Below are 20,007 nucleotides of genomic sequence, written 5' to 3' on the forward strand. Positions count from 1 at the left end.
GCTGTGTAAAAAGCATAAACCCAACTGTAAAAACATTTTGACACTTGATTTCAAGGCATTGTCAAAGACATTTGATCGTTAGAACGCAGACATTGTCCTACACTAATGGTAGAAGGAGCGGATAAAATGAACTTAAGCAAACAAATAAAAAAACATCGGGAACGATTAAGTCTCTCTCAGGAAGGGCTGGCAGAAAAACTCTATGTCTCCCGACAAACGATCTCAAATTGGGAGAATGAAAAAAGTTATCCTGATGTTCACAACTTATTATTGCTCAGTGTTCTATTTGATGTTTCTTTAGATGAATTAGTCAAAGGGGATGTTGAACAAATGAAAGAAACGATTGAGAAAACAGCAATGGATCACTACACGAAAATAATGTTGGTCTTTACATTGTTGGCCGCATTATCTGTTGGGCCTGCTCTCTTTTTACCAGGACACTGGTGGATTGCCCCGCCTCTATGTTTTTGGCTCGTCTCCATGTATGCCGCATTGAAGATCGAAAAAATCAAGAAAACCCAAAATATCAAAACGTATAAAGAGATCGTTGCCTTCATGGAAAATCAAGACCTCGATGCCATTAGGAAAAAGCGGGACATCAAAAAAGATTTCCTCTCAAAAACAGTCATCGTCTTGGTCTTTGCCTTGATTGTCGGCATGCTTGCATGGCTTAGTACACTGCCGCATTTACTGATGCGCTGATCAAAACACAGGTTGAAGCTGCTTTTATGATGAAGCCGCTTCAACCTGTGTTTTTTTCAATTCAATGATCTCATCCGCATAAATCAAATTTTTCGGGCGATGGGTGATCATAATGACTAGTTTATTTTTCAATTGGTCTTTGATCGCTGCAAAAAGCTTTTCTTCTGTTGTTTCGTCTAAAGCAGAGGTGGCTTCATCAAGGACAATGACTTCTGCGTTTGTGAAAAACAATCGGGCAAAAGCGATCCGCTGTTTTTCCCCACCAGAAAGGTTGGCTCCTTTTTCTCCAATTTCAGCAGACAGTCCTCCCTTGAGTGCCTGATAGAATGCGCCTAATTGACATTTTTCTAATACCGCTATGATTTCCTCGTCTGCGATTTCCTTATCAAAAATGATATTTTCTTTCAGCGTTCCTTGGAATATTGGCGCATCTTGCGATAGATAAAAGACATGCTGATAGTAATCATTTAAGTTGTAAGCAGCCAAATTTTTGTGATTGATCAGAACTGCACCGGTCGTCGGCTGATACAAGCCTAAAATCGTTTTGACCAGCGTTGATTTTCCTGCGCCGCTTTCTCCTACTAACCCATAAATCACTCCCCGCTTCAGCTCCAGTGTGCTATCGGTTAAGATTTTCTTTTCTTGAAGTATGACGGATAGATCCTTAACTGTGATGTAGTTGATGGTTTCAGACAATGCATCTCCTTGTGTTAATGCTTTGTCCTCTGGCAGATAGAAAAATTCATTTAACCGTGCAAAGGCAACTTTATCTAAGCTGTATTGAACAAAAATCACGTTAAATATTGCAACAGGCGTGTAGATTCGATCCACATAAATAATCAATGCTGCTAAACCACCCAAGCTGACCGTAATCTGATTTGTAAATGCCAATACCACAATTGCGACTTTGATCAATGCGACTAAAACTGCAAAAAAACCAAAGAAAAACTCATGGATCATCGTCATTTTCGTCAAACGTTCTGTTGTATCAGCAGACATATTTTTATATTGTGCGATCTCTTTTTCAAACCGTTTATTGATCCGAAACGTGACCATTTCCGTTAATCCGCGGATAAAGGTGCTGTTCATGGCTTCTTCTGAAACTAGCACATGTTCTTTGAGAGAGCGTAAAACTTTCAAAAGCAAATTGGTCACGATAAACACCATTAGATAGCCCACAAGGATCGCTGGAATCAACCTTTTATCGATCATAGCAATAAAAGCTAAGTTAAACAGTGTTTCGGGAAGCAATTCTTTAAACAAGCGTCCATAAAAATTCAAATGGATATTTCTACCCGCCGCTGCTCCCGCTTCAGTTTTCTGTAAGAGTGCTCCAGAGCCAATCTGCAAGTATTCAGAATAGGTAATCTTGCTGATTTTCACTAAAGCTTGTTCTTTGAGATAGAAATACATGCTGTTGTGCAATTTCGTTTTGGGTTTCTGCTCGAGATAGGACAAAAGCGGTACCAGTACAAGCGTTAACCCATAGATAAAAATAACTGACCAATCAAATGTCTTGCCAAATGAATCGAGTAATTTTTGAAAATAAAAGACATTCGCGGCACTCAAAAATGAGACCGCAATTCCAATCCCAATATATACCGTCAATCCTTTTTTAAAATGCCGCCATAAATCAATCGCCATCGTAAGCTCCTTTTGCTGCAGTGTTCGTGGAAAAGTCGTGAGATAAATAAAATAACCGCTTTCAAAAGTATAATCTATTTTTCGCTTAATGGAAAGAAACGTATGAAAGATAGTGAGAAACCATTCCTCGGTCATCGAGAAAAACAAAAAAACCCCGCTCAAAGAGCGGGGCTAACGTTGTTGCCAACGATTGATTATTTGTTTAAAGCGTCTTTTGCTTGGTCAGCTAATGCAGTAAATGCTGTTGCATCGTTTACAGCCAAGTCAGCTAACATTTTGCGGTTGATGTCGATTTCAGCTAATTTCAAGCCGTGCATCAATTTTGAGTAGCTTAAGCCATTCATACGAGCCGCTGCGTTGATACGAGCGATCCACAATTTGCGGAAGTCGCGTTTCTTTTGACGACGATCGCGGTATGCGTAGTTGTATGAATTCATTACTTGTTCTTTTGCTGTTTTAAATAGAGTGTGTTTAGAACCGTAGTAACCTTTTGCTAATTTAAGCACTTTTTTACGACGTTTACGAGTTACTGTTCCACCTTTAACACGTGCCATGTATAATTCCTCCTAATATGAAAATCGATAATTGTTTGTATACGTGAAGCTTGGGTTACGCAATTATTTCATGCGTGCTAGTTGTTGACGGATACGTTTGTAATCGCCAGCTGAAACCATTGAAGCTTTACGCAATTGACGACGTTGTTTTTTTGTTTTGCCGTGGAAACGGTGACTGGTAAAGGCACGGAAGCGTTTCAATCCGCCGCCGCCAGTGCGTTTTACGCGTTTTGCTAATCCGCGGTGTGTTTTTTGTTTTGGCATAACTAATTTCCTCCTCAAAATCTTTCGTTATCTGACTTTAAACTGAAACTCAGTGAGTCATTATTTATCGTTTTTTGGTGCTAATACTAAGAACATACTGCGGCCATCCATTTTTGGCTTTTGCTCAACAGTTGCCAAATCAGCAGTTTCTTCCGCCAAACGATCTAACACTTTCTGACCAATTTCTTTATGGGTAATGGCACGGCCTTTGAAACGGATCGAAGCTTTCACTTTGTCCCCTTTTTCAAGGAATTTACGTGCATTACGCAATTTTGTATTGAAATCATTGACGTCGATCGTTGGACTTAAACGAACCTCTTTAATGTTGATTACTTTTTGTTTCTTACGAGCTTCACGGTCTTTTTTCTGTTGCTCAAAGCGGAATTTCCCGTAATCCATAATTCTTGCTACTGGCGGCTTAGCATTTGGTGCCACCAATACCACATCAAGGTTTGCTCGTTCTGCAATTTGCAATGCTTCAGCTTTACTCTTTACACCAAGTTGTTCGCCGTTTTGATCAATCAAACGCAATTCACGTGCACGAATGCCGTCGTTTACCATCATATCCTTTGCTATGGTCATTCACCTCCGAGTTTTTTGAGAGAAAGAAAAGCTTGTCGATTCGAAATCAGACAATAAAAAAACGAGTTCTTCACGAACCCGCACGTACTCCACACAAATAAATAGTAGGAATCCTATTCTGCCCAGCGATATCTTCACTCAGGCGAGAAGCGGGTGCTTCTGCTTTTATTTCTCAACTTTTATAGTATACTGCTTTTTCCTCTTATTGTCAACAGTTTTCATGATTGTTTCAAAAAAAAAAAGCCGGAGCATACGCTCCGACTTTCGTGTTTCTTATTCTGCTTTCAACGCAGCCATCGTGATGTAGTTGTATGGTTGATTGAAGTGAGGCAAGAAGAAGATATCTAATAGCTTCATCTTGTCGATCGTTACGCCTTCTTCGATCGCTAGTGAGAACATGTGGATGCCCATTGCGATTTCAGATGTTCGTGATGCCATTTGTGCACCAACGATGCGGCGTGATTCTTCTTCATAGACGATGCGGATTTTAACCGTCGCATTTTCTTTCATGAAGCCTGGTTTTTGGGTATCTTCGTAATCAGAGTATTTCACTTTCATGCCATTACGTTCGGCAGCTTCTACTGACAAGCCAGTTGAAACCATGTTGTAGCCGAAGATCGAAATCCCGTTTGATCCTTGAACACCTGTTGATTCTAAAGAAGTTCCGCCGATATTATGGGCAGCGACGATCCCTGAACGTACGGCATTCGTTGCTAATGCGATATAAGTGGTTTGTTGCAAAGCATTTGAGTACACAGTTGCACAGTCACCGACTGCGTAAACATCTGCATCGCTTGTCCGTTGATGGCGGTCCACTAAGTACGCGCCGTTAGCAAACAATTCCAAATGATCTTTGCCTAGCTCATTGTTTGGTAAGAAACCGATCGCATTGATCACTAGATCAACTGGGTATTCGCCGTTGTCTGTTACAACTGCTTCTACTTTCTCTGTTCCTTTGTATTCACGTGCTAATTCACCGAAATGCAATTCAATACCATTGTCAGCTAAGTTTTTGTCCATATCTTCTGTGAACCATTTGTCGTAGTAGTTTGGCAATGCCCGTGTCGCTGCATCAAAAAGCAACACATTTTTACCACGGCGTTTTGCTGCTTCAGCAATTTCAACACCGATGTAACCAGCACCGATAACGGCAACGTTTTTCACGTCTTCTGAGGCTAACTCTTTATCAACCGTTTGTCCATCTTGGAATTTTTTCAAGAAATGGATGTTTTTCAAGTCACGTCCAGGTACTTTGGGTGAGATCGGAACAGATCCAGTTGCGATGACAACTTTGTCATAAGATTCAACGATCGTTTCACCTTCACTGGTCACAGCGTGTACTTCTTTTTTCTCAAAATCGATATGGTCAACCACTGTTTCCATATGGATTTTTGCACCTTTTGCTTCAAAATCTTCACGTTTTGTATAGAACAAGCCTTCGTATGAATCGATTTGACGTCCAACCCATAAAGCAGTCCCACAACCTAGGTAGCTTAAGTTTGTATTACGGTCGATCATTACGACCTCTTGGTCTTTGTAGTTATCTAATAGTGTATTGGCAGCAGCAATCCCCGCGTGGTTTGCACCGATAATAACTGTTTTTGTCATGGAAAATTTCCTCCTTTTGTTTACATTGTCATTATAGCTCGCTTGTGAATTTGAAAACTATCAACTTTTTCGCGATTTTAAAAATTTGTGACAGTTTTTCGTTGATATACGTCACTTTCAGCGGGTTAAGTTTCTATATCAAAATTATTTTCGTCTTGCAAGCAAAAAGATTGTGAAAAAATATGTATTAAAAATCAAAGATTTTCCTTGTTATAAAAGCATTCTGCAAACCGATTGAATAAATTTCACAATACCCTGCCGCTTTTTCGTAACTATCGCGGCATCGATTCGCCGTGTTATACTGAGAGAAAAACATACAGGATGGGATCTTGATGAAGAAAAAAATCGTATTGCCACTACCGCCCTTATTGTCGGCATTAGAGCCACAGGATTTTTATTTAGAAGAAGAACTGCTTTTCGAAGGGGGGGTGTTCGAAGGCGGTGATTATAGCTATGATACTTGCAAAAACCTTATCTTGAAGCAATGTCATTTCAAGAAAGTGACGATGCAAAAAACACGCTTGAGTCAATGGGAATGTCAAAATGTCCTCTTTGAGAACTGCGATTTTTCTAATCTGGAATGTTTTGGTGCCAGCTTTCATCGTGTTCACTTTAAACAGTGTAAATTGACTGGTACGAATTTTGCGGAAAGCTATTTCCGTGACTGTACCTTTGAAGATTGCGTGGCAAACTTTGCTTCTTTTAGCAATACCAATTTACGGACGATGCTGTTTCGTCAGTGCCAACTAAACGACAGTGAGTTTTATGAGATGGATTGGAAACACTTGACGCTACAAGAAAACCAGTTGAACAATAGCAACTGGTTTCACACAAAATTAGCAACTTTAGATTTTCGGACCAATCAATTTCAAAAGATCGCGTTGTCCTTTGAACACTTGCGAGGACTAACAGTCGATCAAGAACAAGCCTTGGTCATCGCCGCCGGTCTAGGTTTGGTGATCGACTAACGAATTCTGCGCCATAAAGCAATCAACATCCAGACGGATAACACTAAACTGATCAACAAGGCAATACCCCAACCGAAAATACTATTGGTAAAAGGCAGCGGAACATTCATGCCAAAGAAACTGGTGACGATGGAAGGCACAGTCAATAAGAGGGACCAAACGGTCAAAAACTTCATGGTATCATTCAAGTTATTGTTTAATAGATTATTGTAGGTACCAGACAATTGTTCCAAAATTTGGAATGCCAGTTGGGTCATTTCCACTGCCTGTTTGGCTTCGATCAAGGCATCATCCAGTTGTTCCCGCTCATCATCATCCATCAAACGATAAATGGATAATGCTTTGATTTGCTCCAAGAGGACCGCATTTTGTTTCGTGGCAGACACTAAAAAAACCAGTCCAACTTCCAAATCAGACATTTGCAGTAAGTTTTTATTGGTTGTTTTTTCCCGTAGTCGCTGATTCAAGCGAATCCGCTCACTATTGACTTCTTCGACTAACGGAAAAAACGTGCCAGAAATCAAGAACAAGCTTTGAAACAAAAAATGAATGGGCGTTTGCAGCGGGTTTTGCAGGATCAAGCGCTCCATCATTGGAATCACATAACGGGTATTGTGGGATGCAAAAGTAAAGAGTTGCTTCCTTTTTAAAATAAACGTCATCGGGCTGGTCTCAAAATGATTTTCACGCTTTTCTTGCTGAGGTACATTGAAAACCAGCAGCAATGCTTCCTCTTCGGCATCATATTCGACCCGCGCGCGTTCGTTTTTATCTAAAGAGTACGTAAGCATCTCGTCAGACAAATGATATTGTTTTTGCAGTGCCATCACGCTTTTTGCGTCTTGTTGGTCGACTTGAATCCATTCATAGTTTCCGTCATAAAAGACATGTTTGTTTTCCACAATCCATCCTCCACTCTTGCTTTCTTCTATTATAAAAGAAAACAGCCAGAAGCCCAATCAAAGGACTTTCCTGGCTGTATTGGCTATTACTTATTTACGGGCGTCTTTCAAGGCCTCTTCCACCATCGTTAAAACGGCCTGTGCCGCTTGCGGGTCTTCGACAAAATTGAATTGATCGCCATCGATCTGGATCTTTGGACTCTCATTGTACTCTTCGTACCATTGATCGTAGCGTTTGTTCAACTCTTTGTAATAGTCGTATAACGAAGGATCAAAGGTCAACTGCTCATATTCCCGCCCACGTTTTTCAATACGCTCGAGCATCGTTTCAAAAGAAACGCGAATATGCACCAAAAGATCTGGATGCTTTTTGTGGGCTGCATACGGCAGCTCTTCTAACATATTGGCTAACAATTCATCATAGACTTTGACCTCGGTATCGGTCGCTCGCCCAAGGTCCGCATTTAAATGGAACAACAGTGAATCCTCATAAATGGAACGGTCCAGGACGTTATTGTCGTCTTTCATGGCTTGCTTGATACTTTCAAATCGTTTATTTAAGAAATAGATTTGCAGTAAAAACGCATATTTATTTGGATCTGCATAAAATAATGGTAACACTTCATTGTCATCGATCGATTCATAAAAGGCTTGACTGCCAAAATGATTGGCGATCAATGCGGTCAAACTTGATTTACCGGCACCAATCGTTCCTGCTAATACGATCACGCTCATATCCCCCAACTCACTCATCACTAAATATTGTATGTTGCCTTTGCGATATCAACTATACAACACTATATCTTGTGCCGTCAACTGAAACTTTTGAAGCACAGATCAAGAATTTTTTCAATAAAAGTTTAAAGATTTTTGCTTTTTTTTGAAATCTCATACGGAATGCTTAACGAAAGAGCCTTCTTCTAGTAAAATAGGAAAGGATCTTTAATTAAATTGTGTTTTTGTCAGGAGATAGTTACAATTGACTGACAAACGATAAATGAATCATGTGGGGTAAGCTCCCTAGAGAAATGAGGAAAATAATGTCAATTGGTACTGGCATAGCTACAGGAAAAATCATCTTAATGGGTGAACATTCGGTTGTTTACGGTGAACCAGCAATTGCTTTCCCTTTTGCGGGAGCAAAAGTACAAGTCGAGATCACAGCAAATGAAACAAGCACCTTGATTTCAAGTTACTATCACGGTCTGCTTGAAGAAGTCCCCAGCCACTTAAAAAATGTCAAAGACTTGCTGCATCGTCTGCAACAAGACTTCCACACGGGTCCTTTTGCAACCTCCATCGTCAGCACTATCCCTTCTGAACGGGGAATGGGTTCTAGCGCGGCGGTCGCTGTTGCACTGACTCGCGCTTTTTTTGATTGGATCAAAAAAGACTTTACAAAAGAAGAATTGATGACCTATGTCAACTTTTCTGAAAAAATCGCTCATGGCAATCCTAGCGGGATCGATGCTGCGGCAGCCAGTGGGACAGATGCCATTTACTTTATCAAAGGGCATCCCATCACTTCGTTTCCCCTCACGATCGACGGTTATTTGCTCGTCGCTGATACTGGAATCAAAGGGCAAACGAGAGAAGCAGTCAAAAGTGTCGCCCATCTTTTTGAAACCAGCAAGCAGCTGGCTAGTCAAGCAATCCAGCGTTTAGGGATCGAAACCAAAAAAGCTAAAGAGGCCATCATAGCCAATCAATTAGAAGTATTAGGTGAAAGCATGAACAACGCCCATCAGGCCCTGCAGCAGCTAGGGGTCAGCAATCAGCAACTGGATCAGTTGGTTTCCTTAGCGTTGGCACACGGTGCTTACGGGGCAAAGCTGACCGGCGGGGGCCGGGGCGGCTGTATGATCGCACTAACCAAAACGAAGGAACAGGCTGAGAATATCAGCCGTATTTTATTGTCCGATGGCGCTCGTGCGGCATGGATACAAGGATTAGGAGTTTATGAACATGTATAAGGGAAAGGCTCGCGCCTACACGAATATCGCATTGATCAAGTATTGGGGAAAACAAGATGAAACTTTCATTTTACCGATGAACAATAGTTTGTCCCTGACCCTCGATGCTTTTTACACAGAAACAACGGTGGCTTTTTCACCCGATTTTACGCAAGATCGCTTTACATTGGATGGCGTGGTTCAAACAGACGCTGCCACAAAAAAAGTTGCGGACTTTTTGGATCTGGTACGAAAAAAAGCGGACTGCCCGTGGTATGCCACGGTGGAAAGTCAAAATTTTGTTCCAACCGCTGCCGGACTTGCCTCTTCTGCCAGTGGATTAGCGGCATTGGCGGGTGCCTGTAGTGAAGCACTGGAATTAAACTTGTCGGAGCAAGAGTTATCCCGTTTGGCCCGTCGCGGTTCTGGTTCGGCGTGTCGGAGTATCTACGGCGGCTTTGCTGAATGGCATCAAGGCACCGATGAGACTTCTTTTGCCACGCAAGTGCCGTCGAATGGCTGGGAAGAAGAATTGAGTATGATCTTTATTTTGATCAACGCACAAGCCAAAGAAGTTTCCAGTCGTGAGGGGATGCGTCGAACCGTTGAAACCTCGAGTTTTTATCCGGGTTGGCTTACTGCCACCGCAACTGATCTCGTGAAAATGAAACAAGCGATTGCCGAGAAAGACTTTACTGCTTTAGGTGAAACGACCGAGGCCAACGCCTTGAAAATGCATGGAACGACCTTAGCCGCCGAACCACCTTTTACTTATTGGTCTTCTGAATCTTTACGAGCCATGGAATGTGTCCGAATGCTGCGAAAAAAAGGATTGGCTTGCTATTTCACGATGGATGCTGGTCCCAATGTCAAAGTTTTATGCCAAAAACAAGAAGAACAAACGATTTTACGTGAATTAAGTGCTCACTTTGCCTCAGAACAATTAGTAACTGCTCACGCGGGTAAAGGATTAGCCTTTTTACCGGTGGAAGAATCTTCTGCCATCAACTAAGAAGCCATTAAGAAGCCATCGATTAGGAGTGTCGAAATGATTGAACTATCCGTTCCCGGAAAACTATTTATTGCTGGTGAATACGCCGTTGTCGAACCTGGTCATCCTGCAATCATCGTTGCCGTTGACCAATTTATTACAGTCAATGTGGAAGAGGCCCGTAAAAACGGCAGCATCCAGTCTGCCCAATACAGCGACCTGCCGATTCGCTGGACGCGTCGCAAAGGCGAATTAGTCTTAGACCATCGGGATAATCCTTTCCACTATATTTTGGCAGCCATTCGTCTGACGGAAAAATATGCCCAAGAAAAAGGCATCCCCCTTTCCTTTTACGATTTAAAAGTGACCAGTGAACTGGATAACTCGAATGGTCGCAAATATGGCCTCGGTTCCAGCGGTGCCGTGACTGTTGCCACGGTCAAAGCATTGAATCTGTACTATCAAATGGAAATGGATCGGTTGACCCAATTCAAAATTGCGGCTCTTGCCCATCTCGCTGTTCAAGGCAATGGGTCGTGCGGTGATATTGCGGCCTCTTGTTATGGCGGCTGGATCGCTTTTTCAACCTTCGATCACGACTGGGTCTTAGCCAAACAAAAGGACCATACCTTAACAGAATTGATTGCTTTCGATTGGCCAGGATTATCGATCCGTCCCTTGACGGTTCCGAAATCGCTTCGACTATTGATTGGTTGGACAGGCTCTCCTGCCTCTACTTCTGATTTAGTGGATCAAGTCTATCAATCCAAAGAAGAAAAAGAAAACGCCTATGCCGCCTTTTTAGCAGCCAGCAAAGACTGCGTCAATCGATTGATCGACGGCTTTTTAAATGAAGACAGTCGCACGATCAAAAAAATGATCACGGAAAATCGAAAGCTCCTGCGGGAGTTGTCTGCACTAACTGGTGTACCGATTGAAACCCCCGCACTTAAAAAGCTTTGTGATCTAGCAGAAAATTATTGTGGCGCAGCCAAATCTTCTGGTGCCGGCGGTGGCGATTGTGGCATCGTGATCGTTGACCAGAAAACCGGTATTTTACCATTGATGAGTGCGTGGGAAAAAGCCGAGATCACCCCATTGCCGCTGCATGTTTACCATTACCGGGAGGACCTATCATGAATCGAAAAGATGAACATGTTTCCTTAGCAAAAGCGTTCCATAAAGAACACAGCAACGATTTTGATGCAGTTCGCTTGGTCCACCAGTCCTTTCCGCAAATTGACGTGGCTGATGTGTCAATTACGACGACTGTCTTTGACCGCTCATTTTCCAGCCCTTTTTTCATCAATGCCATGACAGGCGGCAGTGAAAAAACCTTAAAAATCAATCAAGAGTTAGCAGAGATCGCGCAAGCCTGTGACTTGATGATGGCAACCGGCTCCGTTTCGGCTGCCTTAAAAGACCCAAGTGTCGCCGATTCTTTCCGTATCGTCCGTAAAGCCAATCCTGACGGCTTCTTATTAGCCAATATTGGTGCGGGCAGTCCCGTTGAAAATGCACAACGGGCAGTAGAACTGTTTGGCGCCGACGCCTTGCAGATCCATCTTAATGCACCACAAGAATTAGTGATGCCCGAAGGCGATCGTCAATTTAGCCAATGGCTGTCCTTATTGGAAAAAACGGTTGCTTCCGTTGCCGTTCCGGTTGTCGTCAAAGAAGTCGGCTTTGGGATGTCTCGTGAAACGATTCAGCAGTTACTGGCGATCGGCGTACAAACGATTGATGTTGCTGGCAGCGGCGGCACAAGTTTTACTCAAATCGAAAATGCTCGTCGAAAAAAACGTGAATTGGCGTATTTAGACACCTTTGGTCAATCCACCGTGATTTCCTTGCTGGAAGCAAATGAGATCCAACAGCCCTTTACCCGCATCGCTTCAGGCGGCGTTCGGGATGCTTACGATATCTTCAAAGCACTTTGCCTTGGTGCGGATAGTGTAGGACTATCCGCCACGATCCTCGTGCTGCTTTTGTCAAAAGGCAAAGAAGAAACGATCGCCACCTTGCAATCATGGAAGGAACAGCTACAGCTGCTCTACACTATGGCAGGACAGACAAGTACCAAAGACCTCACCAAGATCCAGCTGATTTTTTCTGGTGCTGTCAAAGAGTGGTGTGAAGCACGTCAGATTCCCTTAGCAAAGTATAGTTTGCGTTAACCGATCCAGTCGCTGACTACCACATCGAACAAGCAAAAGCAGTACAATTCGTTTTTTATTGTACTGCTTTTTTTGTGTTCTTTTTTCTATAATAGTGAGTTTCCATTTATCATTTGGATAGTAGCGTTATTTAATCGCTACTTGATAATCACTTTCATTATCAGGTACGTTGTTTTTTTACCATCTTGTTTTCGAATGTGCTATGCTCAAGTTGAGGGAGGAACAATCGATTGTTTCTTGAGAAAAGGATCGGTTTTTTCATTCATAGACTACATTCAAAAGGAGGCGTTTCTTATGAGTAAATCCGAATCGTCGGCTGTTTTTTCAACGATTGCTTGTTTGCTATTGATGGCAACTGGCTTTCTTATGGCATCTTTTTCCATTCCTTATAGCTTTGTCCCTTATCTGTTAGCGATTCTTGCCGGGGGTTGGAAACAAACCTGGGAAGGCACGCAAGAATTGGTGCACGACAAACGGTTGAACGTCGATCTACTGATGGCGTTAGCCGCCATTGGTGCCTGTATCATTGGGCATTGGTTTGAAGGGGCGATGCTGACCTTTATCTTTTGTTTGAGCGGTGCCCTTGAGGAATATACGACCAACAAAAGTACGCGAGAAATTAGTTCATTAATGGCACTGCAACCAACGACTGCCTTAAAAATGATTGAATCTGGGGAGCTCGTCGAAGTACCAGTCGAAGCCCTTCAGTTAAAAGATACGATTATGGTGGCAAAAGGCAGTGCGATCCCGATCGACGGTATCGTGATCCAAGGAACCAGCAGTGTTGATGAGGCGGCCATCAGTGGCGAATCCATTCCTGTCGAGAAACGTTTAGGCAGTGAAGTCTTTGGGGGAACCATCAACCTTGGGCAGCCATTGTACATTGAAGTTACTCAAACGAGTGAAAACACCCGCTTTGCAAAAATCATTCAATTGGTGGAAGAAGCGCAGCAAATGCCAAGTCAAACGGCGACCCTGATCGAAAAAATCGAACGGATCTATGTGCCGATCGTCCTGATCGCCGTCCCACTAATGATCGTTTTGTGTACGTTTTTCACGAATTGGGGGTTCCAAGAAAGTTTTTATCGTGGCATGGTCTTACTAGTAGTGGCATCCCCTTGTGCCTTAGTCGCCTCTGCTACTCCTGCGACGTTAGCAGCCATTTCTCACGCTGCTCGTTTGGGCGTTTTATGCAAAGGCGGACAAGCCTTGGATGCCTTTGCCAATGTCAAAGCGATCGCTTTTGACAAAACCGGAACGCTGACTCGAGGCAAACCTGCTGTCACTGATGTTCATCTATTGCTGGATGAACCGTTTATCCCCCAACTGATTGTTGGGATGGAAAAACAATCAAATCACCCATTGGCTGAAGCGATCTTGGCGTATTTCCACGATGAAAGACCATTGGAATTAGCAGTGGAAGAACAAGCGGGGGTCGGTCTAGCCACCACTTACCAAGCTGCCCATTGGACGATTGGAAAAGAAGTCGATCTAACCTCTGTTGCTGTCAGTGAACAAACCCGCATCCAAGAATTGAAAGCAGCCGGAAAAACCTTGATTTATATCAATCGTGACCGTGTATTAGCAGGGTATTTAGCACTATTGGATCAGCCCCGTCCTGAAGCTCGTGAGAGTCTTGCCTACTTCAATAAGCAAGGAATTCACACGACGATGCTGACGGGTGATCATTTAGGTACTGCCAAAGTGATCGCCGCAGAAATCGGCTTGTCTGACTACGAAAGTGATTGCCTGCCTGATGAGAAAACCACTCGGATCAAAGAAATGAAAGAAACCTACCAAATCAATGCGATGGTCGGTGATGGGATCAATGATGCCCCCGCCTTAGCGACCGCAAGTGTAGGGATCGCGATGGGCGAAGGAACAGATGTCGCAATGGATGTGGCGGAGATCGTCTTGATGAAAAATGATTTGCTGCGTTTGGTCGACAGTCACCGTTTGGCTAAGAAATTACAGCGGATCATCAAACAAAACATCGTCTTTTCTATCAGTGTCATCTTGTTGCTGATCGCTTCAAACTTCCTTGAATTTCTCACGCTACCTCTAGGGGTCGTGGGTCATGAAGGAAGCACGATCTTAGTTATCTTAAACGGGTTGCGTATGCTTTTGCCATTACACAAAGAAACACCCCAGCAAGCCAAACCAACCCGCAAAGATTGCGATGATTGTGTCTTGTATCAACAGTCTTTGCATACGTGACCACTATTTGCACTAGCAAAAACGCCCATTGTTGGCACTTCACTAGAAGTCCATCAACGGGCGTTTTGCTGTTTTTTCTACTTATGCTTGATTGGCAAGTTGTTCCGTGTAGAGTTTGCCATCGTACATCTTAAAGAATGGATAATAGCAGAGAATGGAAACCCCTAAGTTGATCAAAGCGATCAGGATGGCTCGGAAATCACCGCCGGTTCCTAAAAACGCCCCTATGCCCACCGGTGAAATCCAGGGAATTCCCGTAATGACTTTATCGACAAAGCCAAACGAGCTAGCAAAGTAAGCAATCGTCACGTTGATCAAAGGTGTTACGATAAAGGGGATGATCAAATACGGATTGTAGACGATCGGTGCCCCGAAGATCACTGGTTCATTGATGTTAAAAAGCCCCGGTAAGATCGCTGCTTTTCCTAAGACTTTGAGCTGTTGTGATTTTGCCACAAACAGCATCAATAAAACCAATCCAAGTGTACTTCCTGCGCCACCCATAAAAATATACATGTTCACAAAATCCCCAGCAAAAATATTATTGGCACCATCGATATTTTCAGTTAGAGCCACCAATAGGATGGGATTGATGAAACTATTTTTTATAACTGCCGTCCCATGAACCCCCACTGCCCATAAGAGATGGATAAGGAGCATAATCACGATGATTCCTAACCACGAACCCGTCAACTCCTTCACGAATTCAAATGGTTTGGATAGCAATCCGTGAAGATCCGTGTGGAAAACCGCCAGTACTCCATTGATCGCCACCATCAAAAAGGCAATCAAAATCGCTGGGATCAATGACGCAAATGCTTTGCTGACTCCATCAGGAACCCCTTCAGGCATCTGGATGGTGATCTTTCTTTTTACACAAAAACGATAGACTGACGTAGCAAGTACTGCAGTGATAATCCCGATGAAGATCCCTACTCCACTGAAGCGAGTGATCCAACCGCCTAAAGCGACCCCATTATAAACAATGGCGGTTTCGCTCTCTGACTGCAGCAATTGTGCCGCACCATCTGTGATATCGACTTGGACGATCGTCATTAAAAAGGCAAACAAACTTAATAACGCCCCTACAAAACTGCTCATAGTCAAATGCTCTTCTTTATGATAGATCTCAGTTAAATAATACCCTGTTGCTAAACAATAAAAAACAGCAATCGAGCCAACAGACATGGTAGTTACGACACTATAAAGCGGTGAAAATCGTAAAATCGTTTGTTCGAAAAAGCCAGCCAGTGGTGGAATGATTTGTGGTAAATTATTGATGATTAAAAAAATCGATCCGACGATCGTAAAAGGGACCGTAATGATCCCAGCTTGCATGATTGCGCGAATAAAGCGTAAATTCGCCAACTTATTCAATGGCGGCATCAAACGCGTTTCTAAAAAGGTAAAAACACTTGTCATCATTACTCCTCCAACGAAGGGATCGCCCCTTCTTCAATCAGCTTTTGATACCAATAAAAGCTGTCTTTTCTCACTCGTTTTTGTTCTTTTTCCTCTGCATCATTGCGATCTACGTAAATAAAACCATACCGTTTTCGAATCCCTTCATGCACACTAATCAAATCAATGGCAGACCACGGGCTATATCCGATCAGATCCACCCCAGCATTGATCGCGGCTAAGCATTGATTGATATGCTGCGACAAATAATCGATACGGTACGGATCATGAACCGCGCCATCTGCTTCTAGATGGTCTTCGGCCCCTAAGCCGTTTTCAGTAATGATGATCGGCAAGTGGTAACGATCATAAAGTGTTTGCAACGTCGTTTTCAGTCCCAAGGGATCGATGGTCCAATTGAAGGCATTTTTCTTCAAGAACGTATTGGTGAACCCTTTGTAAAAACCACGCTCCATAATGTCTTCACTTTGCTGATCACTGATGCCGTTTTTCATGTCCCCAGCTTCCGTCGGCTGCTCCACTGTCACCGTGGTGTAGAAGTTCATTGCGACAAAGTCAGGCAGAGCCCGTTTCATCAACACCTCATCTTCCGGACCAAAGTCAATCGTGAGGCCGTTTTGGTTCAAATAATCTTGAAAGACCGTATTGTAACGACCGAAGCAGGCGAAATCAAGGTACGCCCAGTTCCGGACACTGTTGAAATACAGCGCCGCTTGGTTGTCTTCTGGTCGACTAGTCGCCGCATAGACCAACGAAATATTCGGCACCGGTCCGATTTTGCCATTCGGTACGATTTCATGACACGCTTCGAAAGCATATTTTTCAGCGATCATCAGGTGATGAAATTGCTGGTATTTTTCTGATAATGGAATCTTTTTCCCTAATATTTTTTGATCCACCAACAGCATGATATTTGGTTCATTGATCGTCAGCCAGTGCGTCACTCGATCCCCATAGGCTGTAAACAGCGTTTTGGCGTATGCGGCAAATGCCTCAACGGTGCTGCGTTTTGTCCAGCCGCCTTCGTCTTCCAATGCTTGCGGCAAGTCAAAATGGTTCAACGTTACAAAGGGCTGAATGCCGTGTTTCAGCAATTCATCAATGACATCGCTGTAATGATCCAATCCTTTTTGATTAATAGTACCGCGCCCTTCTGGAAAAATTCGCGACCAAGCGATCGAAAAACGGAAAATTTTGATCCCCATTTCTGCTAACAAGGCGATATCCTCTTTGTACTGGTGGTAATGGTCGACAGCCACAGTAAAATCCGCGATCTTGTGGTTGTCTCTTGGACGAGTATCTTGGACACTCAGTCCCTTGCCATCGGTTTGATACGCTCCTTCGGTTTGGTGAGCGGAAATCGATGCTCCCCATAAAAAATCAGTTGGAAATGTTTGTTTCATATCGTACTCCTTATCCTAAATAAGATGCGTTTAACATCTTAGAATTATTGCTTGCATGGCAAAGACAATATTCTGAATTATCTCTTATTTTTCGCACTAAAGCAAAAAATAACTCCTGTCAAGTAAGACCCTTTTGAAGATGTGCTACTTAGACAAAAAAAAAGCAAAGTCTAGTTTCCTAGACTTTGCTTTTCAATGCGATAATTTAGAAATAGCAGCTTATTTTTGCTCTGCTTTATCTTCGTTCAATAGTGCTTTTCTTGAAAGGTTCACACGGCCTTGTTTGTCGATTTCTGTGACCTTCACTAAGATTTCGTCGCCTTCTTTGACAACGTCTTCTACTTTGTTGACCCGTTCGTTCGCAAGTTGTGAAATGTGAACTAAGCCGTCTTTGCCTTTGATCAAGTTGACAAACGCACCGAATTTTTCAACACGGACAACTTTCCCAAGGTACACTTCGCCAACTTTTACTTCTTTCGTCAATTCTTCAATGATCTTGATAGCTTTTTGGATCATTTCTGCATCAGCAGAAGCAATCGAAACTTTTCCGTCTTGATCAATATCGATTTTCACGCCAGTTTCATCAATGATGCCATTGATGGTGTCGCCGCCTTTACCGATTACATCTTTGATCTTCGCAGGATCGATTTGGATCATTTCGATCTTCGGTGCGTATTGGCTTAACTCTTCACGAGGAGCAGCCAATGTTGATGTCAATTCATTTAAGATTTCCATCCGTGCTTTTTTCGCTTGATCTAATGCTTCTGTCAAGATTTGTTCAGTGATTCCTTGAATCTTGATATCCATTTGTAACGCAGTGATCCCATCTTTGGTTCCAGCAACTTTAAAGTCCATATCGCCAAGGTGATCTTCTAAGCCTTGAATATCAGTTAAGATCGTGTAGTTTTCACCATCAGATACAAGTCCCATTGCGATACCTGCAACTGGTGCTTTGATTGGCACCCCTGCATCCATCAATGCTAAGGTTCCTGCACAGATACTTGCTTGAGAAGAAGAACCATTTGATTCTAATACTTCTGCAACGAGACGGATTGTGTAAGGGAAGTCTGTTTCATCAGGAATCACTTGTGCTAAGGCACGTTCGCCTAATGCACCATGACCGATTTCACGACGTCCTGGTGAGCCGGCACGACCAGTCGAACCAACAGAAAATTGAGGGAAGTTGTAATGGTGGATGAATCGTTTTGATTCTTCAACCCCTAATCCATCAATGATTTGGTGTTCGCCTAAAGGTGCTAATGTACAAGCAGACAATGCTTGGGTTTGTCCCCGAGTAAATAGACCAGAACCATGAACACGTGGCAATAAGCCAACTTCTGATGCCAATGGACGGATTTCGTCTAATTGACGGCCATCCGGACGAATCTTGTCGATGGTGATCAATTCGCGAACCACATCTTTTTCAAGATCTTCCGCGATTTGTTTCACTTCTTTCAAGAATTGTGCTTCCTCTTCATGTCCAGCAAATTTTTCTGCATACACTTCTTTCACTGTGTCTTTGACTTTATCGATCTCGTCTTCACGAGCCAATTTTTCTTCAGTCATAACAGCAGTTTTCATTGTTTGGTAGTAGCCGTCGAAAATTTCTTTTTTCAAGTCAGCATCTACTTGTAACAATTTGACTTCCATTTTTGGTTTACCCACAGCTGCGACAACTTCTTCTTGGAAGGCAACCAATTCTTGGATAGCATCAAAACCGAATAATAACGCACCTAACATGTCTTCTTCAGAAACTTCCTTCGCGCCTGATTCAACCATGTTGATAGCTTTTTTCGTTCCAGCTACTGTCAATTCGATATCAGTTTGTTCTGCTTGTTCTACTGTTGGATTCAAGACGTACTCACCATTGACCCGACCAACATCAACACCAGCGATCGGTCCGTCAAACGGGATATCTGAAATAGACAATGCTAAAGAAGAACCTAACATTGCCGCCATTGCTGGCGTACAATCTTGTTCAACACTCATTACGATGTTTGTTACTTGTACTTCGTTACGGAAACCTTCCGCAAACATTGGACGGATCGGACGATCGATCAAGCGGGCAGTCAAGGTTGCTTCCGTACTTGGACGTCCTTCCCGTTTGATAAAGCCACCAGGTACTTTCCCTACGGCATACATTTTTTCTTCGTAATTGATTGTTAATGGGAAAAAGTCGGTATCTTTTGCTTCCTTAGATGCAACCGCTGCACTTAGGACAACCGTATCGCCATAACGAACCAATACAGCTCCGTTTGCTTGTTTGGCTAATTGGCCAACTTCTACTTCTAATGGGCGGCCGCCCCAAGTTGTTTTGAATACTTGTTTTTCTGTCATGTTCTGCTCCTTTTCATCGGATCCCAGCAAGTCACTACTAAACAAATGAAAAAATCGGAATGTCGTTCCGCTGCTTTCATTTGGTTAGTAGGATGCTGCTTACAAGGACCCAAAATTCTTTTTAGCTGCGCTTTTTGATTCACCAGTCAAAAGGCCGCTCTTTCGGTGTTTCACTTTTTAGATGACTCGAGATCACCTGTCAGACTGCATCAGCTGTTTTAGCCGACACTGCAGTCGCAGTGATTCATAGCAAAAAAGTGAGATTCGGGTTGAACCTCACTTTT

Annotated in this window: 17 protein-coding genes and 1 other annotated feature; of the genes, 7 read left to right on the forward strand and 10 right to left on the reverse strand. The window is 43.0% G+C overall.

Features of this window, described 5'->3' with window-relative positions:
* The first annotated feature begins 126 nt into the window (after positions 1–126).
* The gene (locus IGJ12_RS14170; RefSeq protein ID WP_034872143.1) at positions 127–702 is read left to right on the forward strand and encodes a helix-turn-helix transcriptional regulator; all 576 of its coding nucleotides are present in this window, start codon (positions 127–129) and stop codon (positions 700–702) included.
* Positions 703–726: 24 nt separating this feature from the next.
* Here the strand turns inward: IGJ12_RS14170 and IGJ12_RS14175 are convergent, their stop codons facing one another.
* The 5 genes from IGJ12_RS14175 to nox form a co-directional block, all read right to left on the reverse strand.
* The gene (locus tag IGJ12_RS14175) at positions 727–2,346 is read right to left on the reverse strand and encodes an ABC transporter ATP-binding protein (RefSeq protein ID WP_142968531.1); all 1,620 of its coding nucleotides are present in this window, start codon (positions 2,344–2,346) and stop codon (positions 727–729) included.
* A gap of 194 nt (positions 2,347–2,540) precedes the next feature.
* Positions 2,541–2,900, reverse strand: a complete 360-nt coding sequence (gene rplT, locus IGJ12_RS14180; RefSeq protein ID WP_003128653.1) for a 50S ribosomal protein L20 — start codon at positions 2,898–2,900, stop codon at positions 2,541–2,543.
* Between the two features lie 63 nt (positions 2,901–2,963).
* A complete protein-coding gene (rpmI, locus tag IGJ12_RS14185) occupies positions 2,964–3,164 on the reverse strand; it encodes a 50S ribosomal protein L35 (RefSeq protein ID WP_003128650.1) in 201 nt (66 codons plus the stop codon).
* 60 nt (positions 3,165–3,224) lie between these two features.
* Positions 3,225–3,746: a translation initiation factor IF-3 gene (gene infC, locus IGJ12_RS14190; protein ID WP_005228103.1), complete on the reverse strand. Its 522-nt coding sequence runs from the start codon at positions 3,744–3,746 to the stop codon at positions 3,225–3,227.
* Positions 3,747–3,793: 47 nt separating this feature from the next.
* Positions 3,794–3,917, reverse strand: a sequence feature (ribosomal protein L20 leader region).
* Between the two features lie 102 nt (positions 3,918–4,019).
* Positions 4,020–5,354, reverse strand: a complete 1,335-nt coding sequence (gene nox, locus IGJ12_RS14195) for a H2O-forming NADH oxidase (protein ID WP_008379508.1) — start codon at positions 5,352–5,354, stop codon at positions 4,020–4,022.
* A 332-nt stretch (positions 5,355–5,686) separates the two neighbouring features.
* Between nox and IGJ12_RS14200 the strand changes: the two genes are divergently transcribed.
* A complete protein-coding gene (locus tag IGJ12_RS14200; protein ID WP_005233801.1) occupies positions 5,687–6,322 on the forward strand; it encodes a pentapeptide repeat-containing protein in 636 nt (211 codons plus the stop codon).
* On the opposite strand, the gene IGJ12_RS14205 is transcribed toward IGJ12_RS14200, so the two are convergent.
* Both IGJ12_RS14205 and IGJ12_RS14210 read right to left on the reverse strand, forming a co-directional pair.
* Positions 6,319–7,224: a magnesium transporter CorA family protein gene (locus IGJ12_RS14205; protein WP_008379505.1), complete on the reverse strand. Its 906-nt coding sequence runs from the start codon at positions 7,222–7,224 to the stop codon at positions 6,319–6,321. The genes IGJ12_RS14200 and IGJ12_RS14205 overlap by 4 nt on opposite strands.
* Positions 7,225–7,314: 90 nt before the next feature.
* Positions 7,315–7,959 (reverse strand): deoxynucleoside kinase, encoded by a 645-nt coding sequence (locus tag IGJ12_RS14210; protein ID WP_008379503.1) that lies wholly within the window; start codon positions 7,957–7,959, stop codon positions 7,315–7,317.
* A gap of 305 nt (positions 7,960–8,264) precedes the next feature.
* On the opposite strand from IGJ12_RS14210, the gene mvk reads away from it, so the two are divergent.
* The 5 genes from mvk (at position 8,265) to IGJ12_RS14235 (ending at position 14,561) form a co-directional block, all read left to right on the forward strand.
* Positions 8,265–9,197 carry a mevalonate kinase gene (mvk, locus tag IGJ12_RS14215; RefSeq protein ID WP_172634709.1) on the forward strand — a complete coding sequence of 311 codons (933 nt, stop codon included), beginning with the start codon at positions 8,265–8,267 and terminating at the stop codon, positions 9,195–9,197.
* Positions 9,190–10,188 (forward strand): diphosphomevalonate decarboxylase, encoded by a 999-nt coding sequence (gene mvaD / locus IGJ12_RS14220; protein WP_034872145.1) that lies wholly within the window; start codon positions 9,190–9,192, stop codon positions 10,186–10,188. The genes mvk and mvaD overlap by 8 nt, the downstream gene beginning before the upstream one ends.
* Before the next feature lie 36 nt (positions 10,189–10,224).
* Positions 10,225–11,307, forward strand: coding sequence for a phosphomevalonate kinase (locus tag IGJ12_RS14225; RefSeq protein ID WP_005233792.1), 1,083 nt, complete (start codon positions 10,225–10,227; stop codon positions 11,305–11,307).
* The gene (fni, locus tag IGJ12_RS14230; protein ID WP_016612893.1) at positions 11,304–12,344 is read left to right on the forward strand and encodes a type 2 isopentenyl-diphosphate Delta-isomerase; all 1,041 of its coding nucleotides are present in this window, start codon (positions 11,304–11,306) and stop codon (positions 12,342–12,344) included. The genes IGJ12_RS14225 and fni overlap by 4 nt, the downstream gene beginning before the upstream one ends.
* Before the next feature lie 294 nt (positions 12,345–12,638).
* Entirely contained in the window at positions 12,639–14,561 is a 1,923-nt protein-coding gene (locus IGJ12_RS14235) for a heavy metal translocating P-type ATPase (protein ID WP_051154593.1), read from the forward strand.
* 81 nt (positions 14,562–14,642) lie between these two features.
* On the opposite strand, the gene celB is transcribed toward IGJ12_RS14235, so the two are convergent.
* The 3 genes from celB to pnp all read right to left on the reverse strand — a co-directional run bounded on the left by celB (position 14,643) and on the right by pnp (position 19,723).
* The gene (gene celB, locus IGJ12_RS14240) at positions 14,643–15,983 is read right to left on the reverse strand and encodes a PTS cellobiose transporter subunit IIC (protein ID WP_034872146.1); all 1,341 of its coding nucleotides are present in this window, start codon (positions 15,981–15,983) and stop codon (positions 14,643–14,645) included.
* 2 nt (positions 15,984–15,985) lie between these two features.
* Entirely contained in the window at positions 15,986–17,386 is a 1,401-nt protein-coding gene (locus tag IGJ12_RS14245) for a glycoside hydrolase family 1 protein (protein ID WP_008379488.1), read from the reverse strand.
* A 219-nt stretch (positions 17,387–17,605) separates the two neighbouring features.
* Entirely contained in the window at positions 17,606–19,723 is a 2,118-nt protein-coding gene (gene pnp / locus IGJ12_RS14250; protein ID WP_008379486.1) for a polyribonucleotide nucleotidyltransferase, read from the reverse strand.
* Between the last annotated feature and the right edge of the window lie 284 nt (positions 19,724–20,007).

The organism is Enterococcus sp. DIV0802b, assembly GCF_050543535.1.
Lineage (GTDB): Bacteria > Bacillota > Bacilli > Lactobacillales > Enterococcaceae > Enterococcus_D > Enterococcus_D entomosocium.

What these genes read in the sequence shown, in the direction of transcription:
- IGJ12_RS14170 (WP_034872143.1), top strand. Translation starts at nt 127, where the DNA reads ATGAACTTAAGCAAACAAATAAAAAAACATCGGGAACGATTAAGTCTC.
- IGJ12_RS14175 (WP_142968531.1), bottom strand. Translation starts at nt 2,346, where the DNA reads ATGGCGATTGATTTATGGCGGCATTTTAAAAAAGGATTGACGGTATAT.
- rplT (WP_003128653.1), bottom strand. Translation starts at nt 2,900, where the DNA reads ATGGCACGTGTTAAAGGTGGAACAGTAACTCGTAAACGTCGTAAAAAA.
- rpmI (WP_003128650.1), bottom strand. Translation starts at nt 3,164, where the DNA reads ATGCCAAAACAAAAAACACACCGCGGATTAGCAAAACGCGTAAAACGC.
- infC (WP_005228103.1), bottom strand. Translation starts at nt 3,746, where the DNA reads ATGACCATAGCAAAGGATATGATGGTAAACGACGGCATTCGTGCACGT.
- nox (WP_008379508.1), bottom strand. Translation starts at nt 5,354, where the DNA reads ATGACAAAAACAGTTATTATCGGTGCAAACCACGCGGGGATTGCTGCT.
- IGJ12_RS14200 (WP_005233801.1), top strand. Translation starts at nt 5,687, where the DNA reads ATGAAGAAAAAAATCGTATTGCCACTACCGCCCTTATTGTCGGCATTA.
- IGJ12_RS14210 (WP_008379503.1), bottom strand. Translation starts at nt 7,959, where the DNA reads ATGAGCGTGATCGTATTAGCAGGAACGATTGGTGCCGGTAAATCAAGT.
- mvk (WP_172634709.1), top strand. Translation starts at nt 8,265, where the DNA reads ATGTCAATTGGTACTGGCATAGCTACAGGAAAAATCATCTTAATGGGT.
- mvaD (WP_034872145.1), top strand. Translation starts at nt 9,190, where the DNA reads ATGTATAAGGGAAAGGCTCGCGCCTACACGAATATCGCATTGATCAAG.
- IGJ12_RS14225 (WP_005233792.1), top strand. Translation starts at nt 10,225, where the DNA reads ATGATTGAACTATCCGTTCCCGGAAAACTATTTATTGCTGGTGAATAC.
- fni (WP_016612893.1), top strand. Translation starts at nt 11,304, where the DNA reads ATGAATCGAAAAGATGAACATGTTTCCTTAGCAAAAGCGTTCCATAAA.
- IGJ12_RS14235 (WP_051154593.1), top strand. Translation starts at nt 12,639, where the DNA reads ATGAGTAAATCCGAATCGTCGGCTGTTTTTTCAACGATTGCTTGTTTG.
- celB (WP_034872146.1), bottom strand. Translation starts at nt 15,983, where the DNA reads ATGACAAGTGTTTTTACCTTTTTAGAAACGCGTTTGATGCCGCCATTG.
- IGJ12_RS14245 (WP_008379488.1), bottom strand. Translation starts at nt 17,386, where the DNA reads ATGAAACAAACATTTCCAACTGATTTTTTATGGGGAGCATCGATTTCC.
- pnp (WP_008379486.1), bottom strand. Translation starts at nt 19,723, where the DNA reads ATGACAGAAAAACAAGTATTCAAAACAACTTGGGGCGGCCGCCCATTA.